Genomic DNA, 22,000 nt, shown 5'->3' on the forward strand with positions numbered 1-22,000 from the left:
GGTGCGTTCTCTAGCAGTCGACGAACCGCAAGAGTTGCACTTGGAAAACCGGGAAACTCCGATCCTCGTTCGATCAGTTCTGGCGGGTGCGCACCACTTGGCGGGGCTATTGGAGCAGGTCGCCGGTTTATTCGCACAAGCTTCAATAGTTCACACTACCACCCCTGATGGCGCAGCAGGCGAAGGTTGGACCGACTGGCTTAGGGCTGAAGCAGAGCGCTGGCCTTATCTTTGGGAGAACCACCGGAGAGCGGTTCAGACTGGATATCTCAATGCCGGTGCGTCCTCCGTGATGTCCTCTCCGACCGGGTCGGGCAAGACAACGCTTGCCGTCATGAAGATTGCTGCAACGCTGACGGCGGGGCGAACGGTTGTTTACCTTGCTCCCACACATGCATTGGTTGGCCAGATTGAACGTGATCTAACAGAGCGTGTGGGTCGGCTAGCGCAAGCATCGAGCGTCGAGGACGCTCTCCCAGAAGAACTCGGACAACAGCTACCGGATCTAGCAGTTCTTACCCCCGAGAAATGCTTCGCGCTCCTGACCTTCGCTCCTGAGCTATTTCGAAACGTTGGGCTATTGGTCTTCGATGAGTGTCACCTGCTCGGTGTTACAGGCGCTGACGGTGCTGGTAAGTTCGATCGGCGCAGCATTGACGCAATGCTCTGCTTGCTCAACTTCATGTCAGTATGCCCCGCGGCCGATTACCTTCTGCTCTCGGCTATGATGAGCAACGGGGAGGACATCGCAGAGTGGCTCAGCGGGTTGCTTGGTCGCCCTGTCGTCGCGTTCCAAGATCAATGGAAGCCTACGCGCCAGCTCAAGAGCTGCCTCATATATGATCGGACGGAACTCATCCGTGTTCAGAACCAGCTTACGGACTACTGGAACAGCTTGGTCCGGAAGCCCTCTCGCCCAACGAGAGCGGCGAAAGATCTTGCGGTTGCCAATCCGTTCGCCGTCTTCGCTCTGAAGGAAGGCTGGAACCCCCGGGCAGCTGAAGCACTGGCGATCCGGCGCGTGTCAGACGGGCCGTGGAGTCTTGGCGTAGGGCAGAACGTTCGTGGATGGTATCCAACGGCTAACCGGTTCGAGATCGCCGGCGACCTCGCCGCACGCTTCGCTGAAGCCGGGCTGAAGGTGGTCGTATTCTGCGAGAGTATTGTTGGAACAGGAGCCGTTGCAAAGGAGGTCAATCGGCGATCTGCTCCTGCAAACGCGCGGCTAACGGAACGTCAGTCAGGCTGGAGAAGTGCTGCTCTTGAGGAGCTTGGCACTGCCGAGTCGCTGTATGACGTTGGACGTAGTCGTGCTGCGGTCCACCATGGCGAGTTGCTCTCCCAAGAGCGGCTCCTGGTGGAGTCTGTTTTCAAGGACAGGAAATCAGGCTTGCAGGTGTTGGCAGCGACCTCAACGATTGCACAAGGGCTAAATCTACCTTGTGACGTTGTCATTCTCGCCGGCACCGATAGGTTGGATGACACTGATTCAGAAGACATCCGGACCCCTCTAGAGCCGCACGAAATCTTGAACGCTTTAGGCAGGGCCGGACGCGCAGGTCTGTCTGCCACAGGGCTGGCCTTTGTGGTGCCGGCCGACTTGCTGCCCTTCGATGCGAGGACCGCGCGGATAGACCCTCACGATCTGTTCTCGACGGTATTCGGAGGAAGTGACCAATGTGTTCCTCTCAGCGATCCTATCTCCGGATTGTATGATCGCATCGCGGCTGAAGGAGGGGGCAGGGGTGACTCTGCATATTTGCTGCGGAGGCTTGCGCTAAGCTTTGAAGACGCTCCAGCTGGTATCGAGTCATTCGACGCTCTGAGCCGACGCTCCTTTGGCTACTATCAGCGCGCAAAGGCTGACCGCCAGGCAGCAGAAAGATGGCTTGAAGAGCGAAAGGCGACACTCACGGGTCTCATCAAGCAGGCCAGAGAGAAGGTTGTAGTCGTCGACTGGGAGGCGCAACTCGCTGCTAAGACGGGTGCATCCCTCGATTTCGTTTCGAAGTTGGTTGCTGCGTATCCGCAAGCGCCGCTTGAGGTAGACGATGCTGAAGCTTGGGTCGGGTGGCTTCTGGACCAGCTACCCGCCGACGGCGACGATTTCGAAGCCTTTCTACGGATGCGATCGCTTGAGAAGGTTTTTGGTCGCGCTCTCAATGAGGACGATCCGGTCCGGTCGCGCGAGCTAAGCCGGGAGGGGCTAAAGCTTGCTCTGCGCTCCTGGTTTGCTGGTGAGCGGCTGAACGAGATGGAGGCGCGTATTGTCGCCTTCATCAATCAGCATGAAGGCGCTGTCTCGAGACCTACGGCCATTGATGCACGCGCACAGCGAGCGCGTCGCTTCGTCATACGTGTCGCACCGGACTTGGGTTACCTGTGCGGATTGCTCGGTCAAATCAGCAAGAAGCTCCGAGCCGACGCCGACCAACCTCCTCTTCTGCTCCTGGAAGCTCTTCCTCAGCTTGTGCGAAGCGGCCTTCACAACATGACCCAGTTTTTCGTTCATAGGGATACATCGTCTCGGGTGCAGTCTTGCCAGATGCTCTCGAACATCGCTCAGCACGTGAACACCTCGATCGATGACAGCTGGGAAGTGCTGGCTGATAAGATCGACAGGGCGAACCTTCACCTCACGTTCGGTGAGGGGAACTTCGAAGAGTTGGTCCAGCGTCTCGGCATGTCCAAAGAGGTGACCACGGACCCGCTCGTGAGTTCGATAGGTTTTGGCGGGCCGGCAGCACTAACGGCACCTGGAGATCTGGGAAAGCAGCGCCAAGGCTCGTCGGAGCAGCCAAAGTTGTTACCTCCACCGTCTGACCGAGCGAGTGATGACGACACTAACCACCAAACTGACGAAGGTTAGTGAAATAAATACCATCAAGGATTGGCGGCTAACTGATTGTAGCTGCGATAATCAGTGGTTCAATGATGCAGGTCAACGGCGTCATAAAGCCAAGAGGATATTCACTCTATACCGCCTACACTTCCTCTTCGTTACCCTCATCTTGAAGCGGCACGCGCTCGTCGGATGTTATCTTTCGCTTACCGCGACGACGCGCCGCGGGCTGTGGGCTGTCTGCCGTCAGCACAAGACCCCTGGGAGGGTTCCTGTTGGCGTCACGATCCAACCTAATGTTGTCTAATGCGCCCTCAGCGGTCTCTGCCTCGTAGACGTATGCGAACGACATATTCGCCTCGTTGAAGTTAGCATACCTGAGATTAGCGCCAAACATGAAGGCAGAACTCAGGCTCGCCCCATCGAAACGGGCGGGAAGGTGGCCATCGAACCATCGATTCCGCGAGGTTGACGAATACGATAAATCACTTCCGCTTAGATCGGTCTCGATGAACGATGCGCCGCTAATCTCCGCTCTATGAAAGCGGCCATAGTGCAATGATGCACCATCGAGGCGTGCGTTGACGATGTTTGAGCCGCTGAAATCGAAGAACGAGGCGTAAGTCCAACCATCACCCCGATCAATGATGCGGCTTTCAATCTGCCGTGAGACATCAGGCCCGCCAAGCTCAAACAGGCAATATAGATGCGACATGACGAGGCCCTCCGGAACGCCGGGCCTAGATCGAATGCGGTGCATGAACTCGCGAAGATGCGTGGGGAAACGTTCGGTCGCCTCATCCTGGCCAAGTGAAGCCCAAGTGAGTTTCACCTTCCAATCATCTGACTCATCCACGAAACTCTTTTTCAGCAACGCCACTCGGATTGCGCTTAGGACCACCAGGGCCGCCTCTTCTGCATTCCCGCACTTCTGAAGAGCATCCGAGAAGTTGCTGGCTTCAGCAGGCAATGGCATCTGTCTAGATAGAACAAGTTCAAAAATCCGCTCAACAGTCCTCTTCACCCCGAGGGCAAGGTCCTCCCTGTCGGCGAAAGCAACCTCTAGTTCGGTCTGGAGGAACTCCCATTGGCGATGATCCATCGGCGTGGGGCCGAAAAGCTCCAGCCATTCCGATAACGCCCGAGTGTCAGACCAACCATCTTCCGCTTCGGGGGACATGTAGTCGCGCAGTCGCTCTAAGAAACGGCTAATCGCAACTGCGGTTAGGTATTCCCGAAAGCTCTTATGAGTGAACACATAGCGTTCCGCCAACCCGCTGTCTGGCGACGCTGCGTCCTCCGGGCGTGTGTAAAACGCGCTAAGTATCGCACCCATTCCGCTGTTGTGAGTGCGATCCGCCTGCTCGAAGTAGTGCTTCAACGGAGGACGATCAAAGCGAGAGCGTAGATCATCAACGCTGACCGAACGGTCGCCGGCATGCCAAGCAGCAATGCCGATTTCGCTCATGATCCTGCGGAACCGGTCAAGCGAAGGGCAGAGCGCCTCGAAGGTCTTCGATTTGCCTTTTGCTTGTCTATCGTAATAGCGCGCAAACAAAGTGCCATAAAGGGCTGAAAGGTTAGTAAGGCTCCCTTGATCGTATAGCTTAAGCACAGCCAACATGTAGTTAAGTAACGGCTGAGACGTGATCTCCTTAACCGAAACGTCCTTAGAGCCTTGTATTGCATCTGGAATGCCAGTTTCACGCTCACCCTTAGCTCTTTGCCACTTTGTCCACCAATCTTGTCGCTGATCGATAGAGAGAAGTTTCTCGGATGTTTGATCAGCGAACTTCTCGCGGCTGTTAGGCGCATCGCTCAGAAAGCCTGTAACGTGCAGGTGGTGGCCGCGATCCCTGAAACGTGCTGTTAACCCGGCTGCCGCTTCCGGCCTTCCGCAAAGTAGCAATCTCACGTTGTAGTCGTGACCTGACCATTCCTCCGTTACTTGTATCGCATGTTCGGCAAGCCGCGCGGCCGACATTGATACTGTCATGCCAGCGATGTCATACTCATCCAGGCCGTCCAGAACAATAAGCAATGGCCTTCCAGTGGCCTCGGGGTCACAAAGCTCCGCATCGATGTTTGGCGCTGCTTCTAGTTTCAAAACTCGCATCAAGTGCGTTGATAAGATGTCCTTCAGAGATAGTCCAAGTGAACGTATTGAGTTGGCCTGTATAACAACAACACGCCAACCCTCTGCAAGCAAATGCTGCGCAAACATCATCGAGAATGTTGATTTCCCGCAGCCAGGATCACCCGTAAGCAATCTGCTAAGCCCTCCCTTACTTGCGGGTATGCTAAGCCAACTCGTCTTCAAGAAAGTAGCAAGGTCGACAGCGTGCAACTCAACTTTCTTATTTGGATCGTCCTTGGTCTCAAAATCATGAGTTCTATAAATGGCGCGGCTTGGCACGTAGAGGTCAGCCAACCCAACGTCGGGATGATCCTCCATCTCATGGAGAAAGAGGCGGCTATAAATCTGCCGGTTTATCGCTGATCGATAATCATCCCAAAGCCATCCTCTCGAAGCCGGAACACTGAAAGGGTTTTCCTTGTAGTAGTCCAGAAACTCAGCAAACTCCTGTTTGCCCTTCGCGGACTGAACTATTAGGCTTAGCGCTTGAGCAAACTCATTGCCCAAACGGCTTCCAATCGCATCTGGCGTTCCTTCGGGCAGATCGCTGGCCAGGTTTTCAAGCATTTGCACGAAAGCTTCGCGCACTCGCACGAAACCAGGATTCAGGGCTGGCGTGGTGAAGAAGCGTCCATTTACAGTCAGCTCTTCCCTCTGAAGGGAAGACAAGACTAGCTCGGCAAGGCGCTCTCGCCCCTCTTTAGTCGCAAGCAAGCTTGGAGCATGTTCAACGAGCAAGCGCGACATCGCCGCCACTAGCGCTGTGACGTAGAGAGTAAAACCTTGCCCTTGAGCCTTCTTCGCGGGGGGAAAGTCGAAGCTCACCGCTCCCAATGCGTCCGGCAGATTAGATATAGCCGTAGGAATGCCTGTCGGGCCGATACAAACTGCCGCTATTCCTGCGAGAGCTTTGGCTGCTTTTGCAAAGGAAATTTCGAGCTGGCGGTCACCTGTGCGGAGTGGGGCCACCCTCAAGCTATCAGTGCGCTGAACAACCATGACTACTCCCTTTACACATTGTTTCGCGGTTGTTGCGATTGGAGGCAAGTGGGTCGTCTCCGTTGAGTAAACCCTGCCGAGACAGCGCCCGAGACAGCGTAGGGCGTCTCAATAGGGTTGACGGCCCGGCAATGAGACGGATATGCCTTCGGCTCTAGAGTCTATTGGGACAGCGTTCATGATTGTTGGGTATGCGCGCGTCAGTTCGAGCGGGCAAAGCTTAGAGGTTCAACTAGAAGCTCTAGCCGCAGCTGGCTGTCAGAAGGTCTTCTCCGAAAAGAGGAGCGGCAGAACAGCCGCGGATCGGCAGCAGCTCCAAGAGTGCCTGGATTTCGTCCGCTCAGGCGACACTCTGATCGTCACTCGCCTCGACAGACTGGCGCGGTCCGTTGCCGACCTGTTTCAGATCATTGAACGGCTTTCCGCGAAGAGCGTCTCTTTCCGCTGCCTCCAGCAATCCAGCGTGGACACAGACACCTCCAGCGGGCGCCTCATGCTCGCAGTGCTTGGCGCCGTTGCTGCATTCGAAGCAGACATTCGACGGGAGCGTCAAATGGAAGGCATCGCAAGGGCGAAGGCTGCTGGCGTTTACCAGGGCCGAAAGCCGAGTGTCGACGTAGGAAGAGTTCGCGAGTTAAGGGCAGCCGGCCTCGGGGCGAGCGACATCGCTAGAGAGCTGGGGATTGCAAGAGCGAGCGTCTATCGCGCACTTTCCTAAACTTTGTGCTTGGTTTGTTCTCACTTGCAGCTATACTGAAGGTAAGGCGCTGCTGTTCAGAGGGCGCCGGGCCTGGTTTCAGGATGAACATATCGCCAAAGCCCCATACGGGCCGCCCCCTCATGCCGACGAGCTTGAATGGGATCAGGGCGGAGGCACTCTGAACCAGCCGCAGATGTTGCGGCTGTATTCGCTATAAGCGGACCGGGCCAAGGCGCTGGGTCCGCGCGAGTGGGGAATGCCGAGCGGCGACCCACAAAGCGCGCGATTGTCGATGGACGGCTATGCGTTGCTTGCGTTGAATAGCAGCGGGTGAAGGGCAACCGCACAACCGTCCCTACCTCTAATCAGGTTCCGCTAGTCCATCTGTGTCCATGCCTATGGGTGTGGCTCCGAGGTTCAACTTGAACCCAGCTTTGTCTCGACCAGTGCTGTATCAATCGAATAATACAGCTCTGGTCGTCGAAGGCCGAGCTGTATCCGCCAGAGATGTTCACCAAGGTTCAAGGGAGATCCTATGAGAACCTTCAATCAACCTACCAAGCAGTTCGGAGATAGAGTCAAAGCTGATGACTATGAACCAGACTACGGTCTGATCATGGCAGGAGCAGCTCGTCGACAGCAAGCCTCACATGCAAGCAAACTACACCCGATCTACAAGCAATCGATTGCTCAACGTCTGATGACATTCCAGCAGTTCCAAAAGCCCGGTCAGAGGAACAAGATCCTTACTGACTATGGCTTGGAGAAGATTGTTACGCCTTACGACCCGAAGCCAAGACGGAAGTGCCGGCGAGCTACCAATCGGCAGTCATGATCAAGGGACAGGGGGTAACGTGGTGCAGAACTGCCGGCATCTTCTCTGATGGTTCCATCCAAAGGAAGACGAGGGCTGCAAGGCAAAATGCGACCCCCTGTTTATGGAAGTGCTTGAGCAGAAATCCAAAAACTGGATTATTGAAAAGTGATGCTGGGGAGGGCGATCGCCACCTGACATCAAGTTCGAAGCGCATGGTTCAGGTAGGCTGTCGCGCCCAATCGTCGTTGACTTCCTTGATGCCGCACTCTCGCAGGTAATCATAAGTGGCGTCGTAGAGCGAGCTTGGTCGGGTGGCGTCACATATATCCCCTTGCGGCACGAAGATAATCAGCCCCTGACGCGCCCGAGTCAGAAGAACGCGGTATGAGTTCGCGACGTAGGCTCGACGTTGTGGGTCGCTCACTTTCTCCCAACGTGATCCGCGAAATCGTTGCGCGGCCCATCCCTCTGAGGTCCAGCGAAAGTTCAAATCCCAACAAACGCCCGCCCAATCCAGCTCAAGGCCCTGAACCTCAAACTCCGTGGCAGCGTCTTCGAGAGAGTCGGACGAACGCACGTCCTGGCCAGGTGCCAAGAACCACAAAGGCGGATCAACTTTCGCTTTCACGAAGATCCCGTCAGGCTTCAGCCTTAGGGCGTTCGAAGAGGCGAGTAGGCCCATGCGCTCATTCGCTCTCCGGTGCTTCCGCAGCCAGTGACGGGCCGCTGTCAGCGAACGTGTGATCGCCATTGGATAACTGGTGAGGGTGCCTTTGATGTTTCGAGCATCGTCGGCCCGGCCGTCGATTAGAGCAGCCACAAACTCGGAAAGGCGCTCAGCCCGAAAAGATCTGATCGAGGTGGCTAGGTGCAGTGATCTATGGTGTTCGGCGCCATCAAGAAGCGCCCCGGTAAGATCCGCTCGATCGGAGATGTAAACTTTCCAGGTTGGAAAGGCTCGCGAGAGTGCGCTCGTCCATTCGGTCAGTCCGGCCTCGCCGGTGTTGATCTCCTGTCCACCACCAATGAGGCAGACAACCGCACACCATCCTTCGTGGCGATCCATCACTGACAGCAGGAACTCAGGTTCAGACATGCTGAAATCATGCTGGCCTCGCTTCTCACGCATGAAGCGGCTGGTTTGTTGTAGGTCCCAGGCACGCTGAGCTTCATCGAAAACAACCACCTTACCGACGGGCGGATCAGAAGAAGATAGCGCTTCGTCGCGGAAATGATGAATGTTTTGGATGAAGGCGTCAGCTTTCCTGGCTTCAGCTACAACCGATGCTCGAATGCCGGTCTTGCGAAGCTGGTGGACGGCATCGTCCGCCAAGGCTTTCCGAAGAACTTGCACTAGCGGACCATTGCCCGAGAGGAAGACCGCATGCTCCTCTTCGTCTGCCTTCATCCGCTCGTTCGCGATATTCAGACCAGCTAATGTTTTTCCAGAACCAGGCACGCCAGTTACGAAACAGATGATCTTGTCGCCTGTCTGCTTGGCATTCGCGATAGCGCTGCTGATGAAGCTGGCAGTCGTGCTGAGATTGTCTGCACCTGCTTCCGATCGTGAAATCTCATGAACGTCGTGGCCGCGGTAAAGGGCTTGTGCAGCCTCAATGATTGTTGGCGTGGGTTTGTAACGCCCTGCTGCCCACCGAAGGGGTTCGCGGTGAACTCCAGCTCCACCTGTGGGCGCTGCAGTCGACCACACTTGCATTATCTCGTCTAGGTCCGCTCCGTTTGTCTGGACCAGTTCAGCAAGTCCATCGAACCCCCATTCTGGCCTACCCGAGCTGTCGAGAACGGCTTCGGTGGCAATCAATATCGGCACAATCGGAAGTTCGTGGCTGGTTTCGTGAAAGTGCTTCAGATCCAGTGCGTAGCCAACGGTTTGATTGATTGCGTGCTTGTCGAAAGAGGCAGCTCCAACCTTGTATTCGAGGACGAAGATCACCCCTCGGTAGACAACCAATGCATCAGCTCGCCGGCCCATGCGCGGGATCATGAACTCCAGAAACATATGAGCTTCAGGCAGCTTGGCCGCCGTCTGCTTCAGATGCTGGATTTGATACAGCCATGCTCCGCGCTGAGCTGGCTCCAGTGCAAAGGGAAGGTGGCTGGTTAGCGCCCCCAAAATCTCATTAGGATTGGCGCTGTAAAACGTGGCCGCGTCAGCGTCGAAGTAGGCGCGCTGTAATCTCGACCTGCCTACATCTGCCACTCACACCTCCCACAAACTACTCCGTGCCGACGCCCTTACCGTCAGCCGGTCGCTTCATGCCACCCTGAGCGGGCGCCTTCGCGGGCGAGTCCTTGCGAAGCTGTTGCGAACCGACCCGACAAAAGCATACTCTTGCTTTCATGAGCTTCAGAGAGCCTTTTCGGGCAGAACCGGTAAAGCTCGGCCCTTACTGGCGTGCAGAGCAACGCCAGGCGCGACGGGAGCAGACTTTTCGCCAGATCCGAATGCTTGCATCCGTCACGCTTGGCGTTTTCGTTCTAGGATTGATCGTCTCTAACTGGGCCGTTCTGCGCGCGAAGTTGCCGACCTACTATCCAAACTGCGCATGGGCGCGAGCGGCAGGGGCAGCGCCCATCAAGCGTGGTTCGCCAGGTTATCGCGTCGGGCTTGATGCTGACGATGATGGGGTAGCTTGCGAGCAATATCGGAAAGGCTAGACCCAACTTGGAAGTGCTTCCCCGTCGCGAGCTGACGTTGACTTCCTTACTTCCCACAGGCTTGTTTCGACATCGCTCGTTTCGAACAGGGGGAAACTGCTAACGTGCGACAGTCGAGCTTAGTTGGATTGTCCGCTTTGCTGTTCTTTATCGATGGTCCGCTCAGGCCAGCCTCCGCCCACCCCGGAGGATTGAACGCGGAAGGCTGTCACAGCAATCGCAAGGCTGGGGGCTGTCACTGTCAAGACGGTTCGTCTTCAAGCTCACCTGCTTTCTCTATGGTCGTTCGGTCTTCCAAGGGCGGCAACGGTGGCGGCGCCTTCCGCAACTGTTCCACCGCACGCGCTGCGGGAGCGGCTCCGGTCCGTGCTGGCGATCCGGGCTATGGGTGCCATCTAGATCGAGACGGCGAGGGAGTGGGTTGCGAATGAGCATTGGGTTTCTTGGACTCTTCGCGCTTGCAGCAATCCACCAGGGTGCATCAGCTCCGCAGACCGACTTCGGAGTCAGGACTGCCCCAGGCGGTTTCAACGAAAGCCTCCGGTCCGTTGAGGTGGTCCGCGGAGGCAGCTCGGTGAGTAAGCGCTCCGACAGGTTTTCCTGCCAGGTGGCGAGTGTCACGGACGGCGATACGTTCCGCTGCGCTGACGGCACCCGCATCCGCCTGTCAGCCATCGACACGCCAGAAATGCCGGGGTCTTGCCGACCTGGCCGTAGTTGTGCGCCGGGCGACCCCTTCAGGGCAAAAGCCACGCTCGCGAACCTGATCTCCAATCGGACGGTTCAATGCGAGGCGTCGGGAAAGAGCAATAATCGTGTGGCTGCATGGTGTTCGATCAACGGGGCAGATCTGAGCTGCGCGATGTTGCGAAGCGGCCAGGCAATCAGGCTTGCTCAGTTCGACAGAAATGGGCGGCTGACACGATGCGCGAAATAGAAGCAGACCTACTCCGTCCTGTCCGCTTCTACACCGCTACTGATATTGTCGGCGCCGGTTGCGCGGCTCCGGCCCAGCCAGGCATATATGCTTGGTATTTCAACACCATTCCAGGCAACATCGACGTGTCTGGATGCCATGTTCACCACGGAAGAACCCTTCTCTACGTTGGTATCTCACCTTCAAAGCCGCCGACTAACGGCAAGCCGCCAAGCAGCTCTACGGTCAGGCGACGGCTTCAGACGCACTTCGGCGGAAACGCGTCCGGCTCAACACTGAGACTAACGTTGGGGTGCCTTCTGGCGGACGAGCTTGGCATCCAGCTACGCCGCGTTGGAAGCGGTGGGCGCTACACCTTCACTAATCCGGGAGAACGTAGGCTTGATGATTGGATGGCCGCGAACGCTTTCGTTGTGTGGCACGTTTGTGAGCAGCCGTGGAAGGTGGAGGAGGAGGTTCTGGCCAGCGGCTTGCCATTGCCATTGAACATCTCTGGCAATCCCTGTGCAGCTCACTCCGAATATCTTTTACCCGTGCGCCGCTCAGCTCGTCTGGGCGCAGACCAGCTGCCGGTAATCAGCGACAACGGGGGACCGCGAAGGGTTCCGGCAAAAAGCGCCGTTGAGAGCCTGAGGGTGGAGCCAATCAGAGCGGCAAAGCCAGCGGACCAGAGCAGCACCGAAATGTCAGACGCCCACCAACGGCTCAGGAGCTTCCTGACTAGCGAGATGCGGATGTCGCATATCTATCAGCCCGTGATGCTTAAGTGCCTTCTCTCGGCTGGCGGCTCCGCAGATCGGACGGCAATCGCCCGAGCAATCCTTGAACACGATCCCTCGCAGGTCGAGTATTACGAGCAGATCGTGCAGAATATGGTCGGGCGCGTCCTCACCGCAAAGCGCGACTTGGTTCGTCGAGACGGTAGGGCATACTACCTGATTGGCCGTGAACAGCTATCGGACAGTGAGAAGCGGGACCTGATCTCCATCTGCGAAGACCAGATCGACCGCTACTTAGAGGCGCGTGGCAAAGCGATCTGGGAGCATAGGCGGCGGCAGGGGCGGCTCATCTCCGGCAGCGTTCGGTACGAAGTCCTGAAGCGTGCGCGGTTCCGCTGCGAGCTATGCGGCACGCCGGCTGACGAGAAGGCGCTAGAAGTCGATCACATCATCCCGCGCAATCACGGTGGGTCCGACGACATCATCAACCTTCAGGCGCTCTGCTACACCTGTAATGCCGCAAAAAGAGATCGCGACGACACGGACCTCCGGGGCAACTCAAAGATCTATGACGAACGGGAAACTGGCTGTCTGTTCTGCGAGGTAGGCGAGCGAAACATGATTGCTGAAAATCGCCTCGCATTTGTTCGAAGGGACGGCTTCCCCGTTACGGAGCTACACACCCTGGTCATTCCTAAGCGCCATGTGAGCAGCTACTTCAACCTTTCGCAGCCAGAGCTGAATGCCATTCACCAGCTACTCGCTGAGGAGAAGATGCAGCTTGCGGCAGCAGACCGCACGATCGTGGGTTTCAACATTGGCATGAACGACGGAGCGGTAGCTGGCCAGACGATCATGCACTGCCATGTTCACCTTATCCCACGCAGGGCAGGGGACGTTGCAGAGCCGCGTGGAGGCGTCCGCCACGTTATTCCAGGCAAGGGCAACTATGAGAGCAAGTCGTAGTCTGTGGCGGACTCAATGGAGGTGAGGCGCGCAACGGACATTATCGACTTTTCATGAATACATCGCCTTGAACGGGCCAGTAAGAAAGCCCGCAAGTGCGGGCTTTGATCCAACTTGCAAGAACAAAGTCGATGACCTTAGATCTGGCAGGACAGCATGCTACCGCCTGTGAAAAGAGCAACGGCATTCACGACGAGCATGTAGATCGCCTCCAACGTGGTAGCTAAGATCAGCGGCACCAGCGCGATCAAGTTCCAGAGCGTGTCCCAGGGGTTGAACAAGGCCCCAACTACGACTGCTATAATCGAGTAGACGGTGCCAGCAGCAACCTCGATCACATCGAACAAAACACCCAACACAGTGTCGATGAACTGGGTAGTCTGCGGCGGCTCAGCCCTAAGCCTCTGCAACTGATATGCGAAGTAGCCTATCTCCTTCTGCGGAAGATTCACGATGGCGGCGTAAGCATGAAGCAGATGCGTACTGGCGTCCCAGTCCTCGATGGTTAGGTCGCCCGTGCCGTGGTGGTCGTACAGGAAGAAATGAAAGCCGTTTGCCCAGGTTCCCATCATGTAGGCGCGCTGCAAGTTTTCATCGCCGACCTCGAAAGGTGGGCGTTCCTCACTCCAAGGCTTACAAGTTGACCGATCGAGTCCACTGTGGAGCGTAGTGTTGAGCCAGATCGTGTTAGAGTCGTCAGTTCCGCCTGATCTACGTTGAATGACGTGTTGGGACTCGCAGGTCGCTCTGGTGGAGGTTAGCGCTTCGACAGGGTGTCGAAGTGTGCAGTAGCCCTTGCCAACGCTCTTGGGCAGCGCCTCTGCTGGTGCAGCAAGACCAAACGACCCTACGATCGATGCCAGTGCAATGAGCAGCGCGCTCCACGATTTAGACTGGCGCGCAAGCACGCCCACAGATCTCTTTGTCACGTTTCCCCCGACGATCGCAGCCTTGTAGCCATATGGCGCCCATTATCTAGGCAGGCAGTTGCGATCAGCTCCACTTTCTTGCGCGATCTCTGGCGCACCGAGCAAAGAGCAACACTTCCTTGATGACCTCTGCCTAATGGCGGATGGACACGAAGTGCCGATATGAGGGTTCGCGCATGTGGCGTCCGATTGCGATTTTGGCGGCTCTCACTGTTTCTACGTCATCAGCCGCCCACGCGCGGGAAGACGATCTGACCACAAGCAGCAGCGTTGCTCCTGTTTTCCAAGACGGCCAACTACAGGGCTGTGCTTTCACCTTTGATGTTGCCCACCGCGATCATGAATATGCCAAGGGAGGGGTGGTTAAACTCGCTGGCTCTCTGAACTATTATGCTTGGTCCGGGCGGTCGCCACTCGTTTCCATAAAACTGGGAGTCCATCCATTCACGGAGCAGGGTTCCAAGTTTGAGGCTCCCGCCGAAGTTTACCTTATCCTCGGGAACCGAACGAACCGGGCTGACAAACTGCAGACCATTGATGCCGAGACGGGCGGCTTCCGCATGTTCGCATTCAGCGCCGGAGACCTCACCATGAAGAGCTTAGTAGCACTTGCTGAGAATGGTCACCTTCTTCTCGGCTACGCTATGCGCGCTGGAGGCATGCTGTCCCTTGTGGAAGCTGATGCGCGTGTGAGGCAGATCAACATCGACGATCTAGATAAAAGTGAGATCGACGAGTCGGCACCGAAACGCTGGTTGGATTGCTTGGTCGAGGCAACCAACGTGGGACTTAGTAGCTCCCGGAGGAAGTAGGCCAGTCGGTTGATCGTTCGAGGGGCAACGTTGATAACCTTATTGTCGACCTCATCCTTCGATCGCCGCCTGATTGTTGCTGAGATTTCGCGCATAACCAGTCTACGTTCTTTTTGGCGAAAATCCGTCAACGACAACGTGCATGTGTGTTCATGGCTTTTCACGAACAGACATGACTTTTCATGATTTCCCATTGTCTCGCGAGGCAGCGCGAAAACCGGAAATGCTGACACAATCTTGATGCAACGAGGTTGCAAACGCGGCCATGAAGAGGCTACGAAGGTCATCGAGCGAAGGCTGAGTAGTGGCTGTTTTTCGCGGAAGATGGGTGTGGACCATGCCGGCGTATTGTCACCGGTCTGTGTTGACATCGCAGGGGTCGCAAGTTCAATCCTTGCCACGCCCACCAATTCCCCTTCCTCTCCGGTAGTGCTCACGCACCCTTGCTCGCGCGGTGAATGCCGTTAGCAGGGCGGGGATGATCTTGCGCACCCTCGGCCTGGCCGCCGCCGCTTCCGCCCTTGCCCTGTCCACCGCCGCCGTTGCGCAGCAGCCCGCCAAGCCGTTGACGCTGGAGCGGGTGTTCGCCGCGCCGAGCTTGACTGGCAGCGCACCGCGCGGGCTGAAGCTGTCGCCGGACGGCAAGCTGGTTACTCTGCTCCGGAACCGCACCGACGACGTGGAGCGCTACGACCTGTGGGCGATCGATCCGGCGACCGGCGCGGCCCGCATGCTGATCGACAGCAAGGCGCTGGGCAGCGGCGCGGCGCTCAGCGAGGCCGAGAAGATGCAACGCGAGCGCGCCCGCATCGGCAACCTCAAGGGCATTGTCGATTACCTGTGGTCGCCCAATGGCCAGGCCGTCCTGGTGCCGCTCGACGGCGACCTCTACCTTGCTGACCTTGCCGGCAAGGTGCGCCGCCTGACCAACACGCCGGTCGGCGAGCTGAATCCAGCGGTCAGCAAGACGGGCCGGTACGTCTCCTTCGTGCGGGACGGCAACGTCGTCGTGTTGGACCTTGCCTCCGGGCAGGAGAAGGTCGTGACCTCGGGCGCGTCCGACACGGTCAACTGGGGCGTCGCCGAGTTCATCGCGCAAGAGGAGATGAAGCGAACCGACGGCCTGTGGTGGGCGCCGGGCGACCGCCGCATCGCCGTTACGCGCGTCGACGAGAGCCCCGTCGAGGTCGCCACCCGTACCTCTATCGGTGCCGACAAGACGACCACCGTCCAGCAGCGCTATCCGGCGGCGGGCACGGCCAACGCTCGGGTCGACCTGTACCTGATGAACCCCGACGGCACGGGAGCTGTGAAGGCGGACCTCGGGTCGAACCCGGACGTCTACCTGGCCCGGGTGGACTGGTTGCCAGATGGTTCTGCCGCGATCGTTCAGCGCCAGAGCCGTGACCAGTCGCGCCTCGACTTCCTGCGGGTGGACGCGCGTACCGGGGCCTCGACCCTCCTGTTCTCCGACACGAGCGCCAGTTTCGTGACCCTGACCGACGACCTGAAGCCGCTTGGCGACGGCTCGCTGATCTTTTCGTCGGAGCGCTCGGGCTACCGACACCTCTACCGCTGGAACAAGGGGCGGGTCACGCCACTGACGCGCGGCAATTGGCAGGTCGACGAGGTCTCCGGCCTCGATGAGCGCGCCGGCCGCATCTACTTCAGGTCCAACCGCGAACAGTCGCGCGAGTACCAGCTCTACGCCTTGGGTCTCCGTCGTGCGGGCGCCCAGCCGGTGCTGCTGACCCAACCCGGCGCGGACACGACGGTCAAGATGGACGATAGCGGGCGCTTGGCGATCGTCAGCCGCACCGCGCCCAACCAGCCGACGCAGGTCTACCTGGCTGACGGCACCGGCAAGCGGCTGGCCTGGATCGACGAGAACCGCATCGAAGGCACGCATCCGCTCGCACAATATTTCGCGCCCGTGCAGCCCACCTACGGCCGCCTGACCTCGGCGGATGGCGTGACCCAGCTGGACTACCGCCTGATCATGCCGGAGACGGGCGGCGTGAAGGCGCCGGTGCTGATGACCGTCTACGGCGGGCCGCAGTCGCAGGACGTGCAGACCAAGTTCGTCTCGCCGCTCGACCGGTACCTGCTGCAGCAGGGGTTTGCCCTGTTCCAGGTCGCCAATCGGGGGCAGGCGGGCCGGGGCGTTGCCTTTCAGCGCCCGTCCTTCAAGGCGCTCGGCACCGTCGAGGTCGCCGATCAGCTGGCGGCGCTCAAGTGGCTTAAGGCGCAGCCTGGTGTCGATCCGCAGCGAGTATCCGTCTACGGCTGGTCCTACGGCGGCTACATGGTGCTGAAGCTGCTGGAGGCGGCGCCGGGGGCGTTCGCTGCCGGGATCTCCGGTGCGCCGGTGACTCGCTGGGACCTCTACGACACGCACTATACCGAGCAATATCTGGGGGACCCGCGCACCAACCGCGCGGGCTACGACCAGGCCGACGCGCTGCACGACGCCACCAAGATCAGCGATCCGCTGCTGCTGCTGCACGGGCTTAGCGACGACAACGTGCTGTTCCAGAACTCGACGGAGCTGATGGCGAAGTTGCAGGAAGCCCGTGTGCCATTCGAGACCATGCTTTACCCCGGGCGCACCCATGCCATTGCCGGGCCGAACGTATCGGTTCACGTCTGGGGCACGATCCTCAACTTCCTGGATCGCCGTGGGCTTGCCCCGCCCAAGGGTGGCACGCCTCGGCCGCTGGCGCGCTGAGACTCAGGGCTTCGCTGGCCTGGGCAGGATACGGTCGAGCCACTGCCCAACGCGCCCGTGTCCCCAGGCCAAGGCACCGTAGACCGTCAGGGCCACGCGCGCCGGCCGCAGGTACAGCGCCGGTCGTCCGGTCCGGTGCGCGGCCAGGGCAAGGCGGTGACTCCATCGGGCGATCAGCGCCCGGGTGCGGTAGACCAGCTTGCGGCGCAGCGGCAGGTCGCGCCCGCCCGGCGCGACCCGCTTAACCGGACGGACCCGCTTCAGCCGGGTACCCATCCAGCTCAGCCGATAGGCGAGGCCCTCGCGGCGATGGCGGAAGCCCGCGGCCTGAGTATCCGCCACAAAGTCGGCGCTGACCTGCTCAAGCGCCAAACGCCCGTCTGCAATGCCTTGCCGAATGAGCACCAGCACCTCGGGCGATCGCACCACGGCGACGTTGGTGCCGCGCCCATCCGAGCTGTAAGGCTCGACCCAGGCATCGCCGAACGCGATGTCGGCGGTCTCCGCAGCGACATCGTCGCACCAATTGCATGCCTCGGACTGGAAGAACCCCGCACCCCAGTCGCCGTCGGCGAGGTGCCACCAATCCTGCGATCGGGTCGACCCGTCGCGGAGGGTGAGATGCGCCCGATACCAGTTGGCGGGCCGACCAGCGTCCTTGATCCGGTAGTCGACGGCGCGGACCTCCGGCAGCGGCGCGCCTAGCTGCCAGGCAAAGCTTTCAACAAAGCGGGCGCTCTTCATGTGGCCGCAGAACAGGCCGAGCGTGTGCGTGATCCGCTCGGCAAGCACCGGCTCCGCCCGCCGCGCGAGGTGCACCGCCTTGATGAAGCATGGGATGCCGACGATCGCGTAGCGGCCAGGCTCTGCGCGCGCAGTGCGGAACACCTCGCTGAGCTCGACCGGATGATAGCGCGACTTGCCGCCCTCGAAGAGCTCGGACACAGAGCGGGACAGGCGAAAGCGGAAGAACTCGCCGCCCTCCGGATCAACCGGGATGACGTGCGCCACGGCGTCGACCCGACCTGAGCGCAGCAGCTCGGCCGCAACCCAGCTGACCAGGCCGCCCGAGCTGCCATTCTCGCGGAAGCCTGGTTCCGCCGCATGCCCGACGAAGCAGGCTTCCACCGCGCCGAGCCGTGCGTCGCGCTCGGCAGGCATGGCGAAACGCTCGGCGCTGATCCGGTCCTCATCCGCCGCCGCCGGCGAGAACGGGCAGCGCCGCGCAAGATCGGCCGAAGGTTGGCGTAACCACTCGTCGGGTCCCGTGGGCTCGAGTTGCCGGTAGCTGTTCCAACGCATCGCGGCGCGCTGGTCCGTGCTCGCGCAGCTGCCGCAGCCGATACATAGCCCAGATGCGATCATGTCGCGCGGCGACAGGGCCGGCTCAGGCAAGGGCGTTGTCGAGGAAGGTGTTCGACGCAAGGCGAAGCTCGCGTATGCGCTCGTCGATGGCCGGTGCCAGTGGCTCGGCTAGCAGGTGCGACAGCAGCCCGTTGGTTGGTTCCTCCAAAATCAGGCGGTCCTCGGCGCCGACCGTCGTCATGAGGTCGCGCAGCTTGTTGTGGCGGTACGGGGTCGACACCGCCGCGAACGGCTTGCCGTGGCGTAGCGCGAACACGCAGCCGTGGAAGAAGTTGGTCGCCACCGCCGAAGCGCCGGCCACAGCGGCCGCAAACTCCAACGGCCCGGCCGATAGAAGCTGTTCGTCCGCGAGCGGATTACGGTAGCCGATGCTGAGGAGCTGTAGCCCATGCTCGTCGGCAGCCGCCCTGACCTTACGCAAGTACCAGTCTGGGAAGCTGTGGCCGTACAGCAGCATGTACGGTGGACGCGATGGCACCTCGCCGACCGCGCTGACCTCCGGCCATTGCAGCACGGGATCGAGCACCACGGCGGGCTCCCGTCCGGTGCAGCCACGGACCAGCCAGTAGCTGTTCTCGTCGCGGACGGAGAGCCGGTCGAACCGCTTCAACTGCTCGGCATAACCTTCGCCTATGCCCCAGTGGCAGCTGTAATTACCAAAGCTGGCGGCGTATGATACGATCCGTTTTGTCGGCAGGCCGGACCCGTAGAACAGCGGCTTTCCGCCATACCAAGGGTGCGACAGGTTCCATACTTCGTCGCTGCCCACGACAATCGCGTCATAGCTTTCCAGCCCGGCCGGGTCGTGCAGGTCGAACGGTGCGCTTTCGGGCAGCGCATGGAACGCCTGGAGAAAACGACGGGCCTTGGCGGCGTAACTGGGGAAATCGCTGCGCGACGTGCGCTCAGGCAGGGTCGGTTGAAAGGCGCAGCGCCACTCGGCCCAGGTGACCTGTCCGTCCCGGTGGTCGAGCAGTTCCGCTTGGTGGCCCCGTTCGCGCAGGCCCTCCACCAGTGCCCGTGCCTGCCAATACGACCCATAATTGATGCACCGATGAAAGGTGAGAACCCCGATGCGCTTGTTGCCCGCCATGTCCGTCTAATGCCCTGTTTGCCGTCGCGGTTCCGGATCGGTACCGCGCCGCAATGAACCTGTATCGCGTCCTGCCCGTTTGCTGAGCGTGTTCAAGCGTCGTTACCTCGCCCCAGCGGTCATCCTGCTGCTCGGCCTGCTGGTATCCTGGCTGGCCGCGTCGCAGCTCGCCCGGGCCGAGGAGCGGCGCAGCCTGGCCAGGTTCGAGGGGGCCGCCGCGGGGGCGGTTACCGCCGTGGCCAACAAGATGAACCTGCAGCTTGCCCTCCTGCGCGGCACCCGTGGGCTGTTTCGGACCAGCACCGAAGTGACCGAAGCAGACTTCGCCGCTTACGTCGGAGGGCTGGAACTCGACCGCAACTACCCCGGCATCCTGGGTATCGGCTACGTCGAGGCCGGCTTGGAGGGGCGGCCGATCTCGGGCCAGGAGGCAAGCGGTGCCGGCCTGCGCTCCGCCATCCGGTTCATCGCTCCGCTGAACCGGCGCAACCGTGTGGCGCTCGGCATCGACATGCTGACGGAGAGCACCCGCCGCGAAGCCATGCTGCGCGCCTGGAACACGGACCAGCCGGCGCTGTCGGGCGTGGTGCAACTGGTGCAGGACACGCATGCCCACCGGCAGCCAGGCTTCCTGCTGTATATCCCGGCGCGCAGCGAGGACGGCGTGTTCCGCGGCTGGGTCTACAGCCCGCTGCGCGGTCGCGACCTGTTCGGCAGCATCTTTGGCAAGCCGGAATATGCCGGTTTGCGGATCTCAGTCTACGATGGTCCGGTCACGGCCGAGAACCGGCTTTTTGCCAACGGCACGGAGCCCGGACTGCCACGGCACCACCGGACCACAACGCTGCCGATCGCCGGCCGCGACCTGCAGATCTCCGTTGAGACCACTGACGAGTTCGAGCGTGCCGCACCGCTCACCCTGCCGATTCTCGTCGGGGTGCTTGGCGTGCTCGCCTCCGCCCTGCTGGCGGCGCTGTCCTACCAGCAGGGGCGCACGGTGGAGCGTATTGCGCGCAGAGTCGACGTCGCAACCGCCGAGCTGCGCGAAGCCAACGCACGGCTTCGGGCCGAGGCCGAAGCCCGCAGCGAGGCCGAGGCGCAGCTGTTCCAGGCGCAGAAGATGGAGGCGGTCGGGCAGCTCACCGGCGGCATGGCGCACGATTTCAACAACATGCTCGCGGTGGTCATTGGCAGCCTCGATTTCGCCCGGCACACGGACGACCCCACGCGCCTGCACAAGCTGATCGAGCAGGCGCTCAAGGGCGCGACCAAGGCGGCCGAACTGACCCAGCGGCTGCTCGCCTTTTCGCGCCGGCAGACGCTCCAGCCAAGCGTGCTCGACGTCAATGCGTTGGTCGGCGACATGAGCGAACTGCTTCGCCGCACGCTGGGCGGCTCGGTCCAGCTCCAGACGGTGCAGGCCGGCGACCTATGGTCCACCTTCGCGGACCCGAGCCAGCTCGAAAGCGCCATCCTCAACCTTGCTGTGAATGCGCGTGACGCCATGCCGGACGGCGGTCGGCTGACCATCGAGACGGTCAACTGCCAGTTGGACGAAAGCTATTCCGCCCGCCACGCAGAGGTTGAGCCAGGCGACTATGTGCTGATTGCCGTTACCGACACGGGACAAGGGATGACGCCGGAAGTGCAAGCCCGGGTGCTCGAACCCTTCTTCACCACCAAGGAAGTGGGCAAGGGCACCGGCCTCGGCCTGCCGCAGGTGTTCGGCTTCGTTAAGCAGACCGGGGGCCACCTAGGCATCTACTCCGAGCCGGGCCGCGGCACCACGATCAAGCTCTACCTCCCGCGGCACGCCGGCGCAGGGGCGATGGAGGAAGCCGTGCCCTCGCTGCCGCGCCCCGAGCAGCTGCCCCGCGGCCGGGCCGACGAGCTGATCCTGGCGGTCGAGGACGAAGAAGACGTGCGCCTGCTCAGCGTCGGTGCCCTGCGCGACCTTGGCTACACGGTGATCCACGCTGCGAATGGCGCGGAGGCGCTGCGCTGCCTCCAGAGCCACCCAGGGGTGCGCCTCGTCTTCACCGACATTGTCATGCCGGAGATGGACGGCATCGCGCTCGCCGCCGCCATCCGCGAGCGGCACCCAAACATCCGTCTGTTGTTCACCACCGGCTTCGCTCGAGGCGGCTTCGGCCGCAGCGGCGCGGTGGAGCAGAGGGTTGAACTGCTCGCCAAGCCGTTCACCATCACTCAGCTCGCGGCCAAGGTCCGCGAGGTGCTCGACGCGCCCGCACGCCCGGCCGTGGTCGTCTGAAATGC

13 protein-coding genes and 1 tRNA gene are annotated in these 22,000 nt (G+C 60.2%); 9 read left to right on the forward strand and 5 right to left on the reverse strand.

The window, feature by feature from the left end:
• The first annotated feature begins 40 nt into the window (after nucleotides 1-40).
• On the forward strand, nucleotides 41-2,869 hold the full coding sequence (locus tag OMW55_RS06225; RefSeq protein WP_264881633.1) for a DEAD/DEAH box helicase: 2,829 nt from the start codon (nucleotides 41-43) through the stop codon (nucleotides 2,867-2,869).
• Between the two features lie 115 nt (nucleotides 2,870-2,984).
• On the opposite strand, the gene OMW55_RS06230 is transcribed toward OMW55_RS06225, so the two are convergent.
• Nucleotides 2,985-5,978, reverse strand: coding sequence for a pentapeptide repeat-containing protein (locus tag OMW55_RS06230; RefSeq protein WP_264881635.1), 2,994 nt, complete (start codon nucleotides 5,976-5,978; stop codon nucleotides 2,985-2,987).
• Nucleotides 5,979-6,156: 178 nt separating this feature from the next.
• Between OMW55_RS06230 and OMW55_RS06235 the strand changes: the two genes are divergently transcribed.
• Nucleotides 6,157-6,696 carry a recombinase family protein gene (locus tag OMW55_RS06235; protein WP_264881637.1) on the forward strand — a complete coding sequence of 180 codons (540 nt, stop codon included), beginning with the start codon at nucleotides 6,157-6,159 and terminating at the stop codon, nucleotides 6,694-6,696.
• A 1,016-nt stretch (nucleotides 6,697-7,712) separates the two neighbouring features.
• On the opposite strand, the gene OMW55_RS06240 is transcribed toward OMW55_RS06235, so the two are convergent.
• Nucleotides 7,713-9,716, reverse strand: coding sequence for a DUF2075 domain-containing protein (locus OMW55_RS06240; RefSeq protein ID WP_264881639.1), 2,004 nt, complete (start codon nucleotides 9,714-9,716; stop codon nucleotides 7,713-7,715).
• 245 nt (nucleotides 9,717-9,961) lie between these two features.
• Between OMW55_RS06240 and OMW55_RS06245 the strand changes: the two genes are divergently transcribed.
• The 3 genes from OMW55_RS06245 to OMW55_RS06255 all read left to right on the forward strand — a co-directional run bounded on the left by OMW55_RS06245 (nucleotide 9,962) and on the right by OMW55_RS06255 (nucleotide 12,796).
• On the forward strand, nucleotides 9,962-10,174 hold the full coding sequence (locus OMW55_RS06245; RefSeq protein WP_264882026.1) for an excalibur calcium-binding domain-containing protein: 213 nt from the start codon (nucleotides 9,962-9,964) through the stop codon (nucleotides 10,172-10,174).
• Between the two features lie 104 nt (nucleotides 10,175-10,278).
• On the forward strand, nucleotides 10,279-10,605 hold the full coding sequence (locus OMW55_RS06250) for an excalibur calcium-binding domain-containing protein (RefSeq protein WP_264881640.1): 327 nt from the start codon (nucleotides 10,279-10,281) through the stop codon (nucleotides 10,603-10,605).
• Between the two features lie 394 nt (nucleotides 10,606-10,999).
• Entirely contained in the window at nucleotides 11,000-12,796 is a 1,797-nt protein-coding gene (locus OMW55_RS06255) for a GIY-YIG nuclease family protein (RefSeq protein ID WP_264881641.1), read from the forward strand.
• A gap of 137 nt (nucleotides 12,797-12,933) precedes the next feature.
• Here the strand turns inward: OMW55_RS06255 and OMW55_RS06260 are convergent, their stop codons facing one another.
• Nucleotides 12,934-13,704, reverse strand: a complete 771-nt coding sequence (locus OMW55_RS06260; protein ID WP_264881642.1) for a hypothetical protein — start codon at nucleotides 13,702-13,704, stop codon at nucleotides 12,934-12,936.
• A gap of 197 nt (nucleotides 13,705-13,901) precedes the next feature.
• Here OMW55_RS06260 and OMW55_RS06265 point away from each other — a divergent pair, with 197 nt between their 5' ends.
• From OMW55_RS06265 to OMW55_RS06275, 3 genes are all read left to right on the forward strand, one after another.
• Nucleotides 13,902-14,537 carry a hypothetical protein gene (locus tag OMW55_RS06265; protein ID WP_264881643.1) on the forward strand — a complete coding sequence of 212 codons (636 nt, stop codon included), beginning with the start codon at nucleotides 13,902-13,904 and terminating at the stop codon, nucleotides 14,535-14,537.
• A gap of 326 nt (nucleotides 14,538-14,863) precedes the next feature.
• Nucleotides 14,864-14,946: transfer RNA gene (locus OMW55_RS06270), tRNA-Val, on the forward strand.
• A gap of 69 nt (nucleotides 14,947-15,015) precedes the next feature.
• Nucleotides 15,016-17,265, forward strand: coding sequence for a S9 family peptidase (locus OMW55_RS06275; RefSeq protein ID WP_264881644.1), 2,250 nt, complete (start codon nucleotides 15,016-15,018; stop codon nucleotides 17,263-17,265).
• 3 nt (nucleotides 17,266-17,268) lie between these two features.
• Here OMW55_RS06275 and OMW55_RS06280 read toward each other — a convergent pair whose 3' ends face one another.
• Nucleotides 17,269-18,660, reverse strand: a complete 1,392-nt coding sequence (locus OMW55_RS06280) for a Coenzyme F420 hydrogenase/dehydrogenase, beta subunit C-terminal domain (RefSeq protein ID WP_264881645.1) — start codon at nucleotides 18,658-18,660, stop codon at nucleotides 17,269-17,271.
• Nucleotides 18,653-19,723 (reverse strand): polysaccharide pyruvyl transferase family protein, encoded by a 1,071-nt coding sequence (locus tag OMW55_RS06285; protein ID WP_264881646.1) that lies wholly within the window; start codon nucleotides 19,721-19,723, stop codon nucleotides 18,653-18,655. Before OMW55_RS06285 ends, OMW55_RS06280 begins: the two co-directional genes overlap by 8 nt.
• A gap of 88 nt (nucleotides 19,724-19,811) precedes the next feature.
• Here OMW55_RS06285 and OMW55_RS06290 point away from each other — a divergent pair, with 88 nt between their 5' ends.
• The gene (locus OMW55_RS06290; protein ID WP_264881647.1) at nucleotides 19,812-21,995 is read left to right on the forward strand and encodes a CHASE domain-containing protein; all 2,184 of its coding nucleotides are present in this window, start codon (nucleotides 19,812-19,814) and stop codon (nucleotides 21,993-21,995) included.
• The last annotated feature ends 5 nt before the right edge of the window (nucleotides 21,996-22,000 follow it).

Source organism: Sphingomonas arvum, assembly GCF_026013565.1.
In the GTDB taxonomy this organism is placed as follows: domain Bacteria; phylum Pseudomonadota; class Alphaproteobacteria; order Sphingomonadales; family Sphingomonadaceae; genus Sphingomicrobium; species Sphingomicrobium arvum.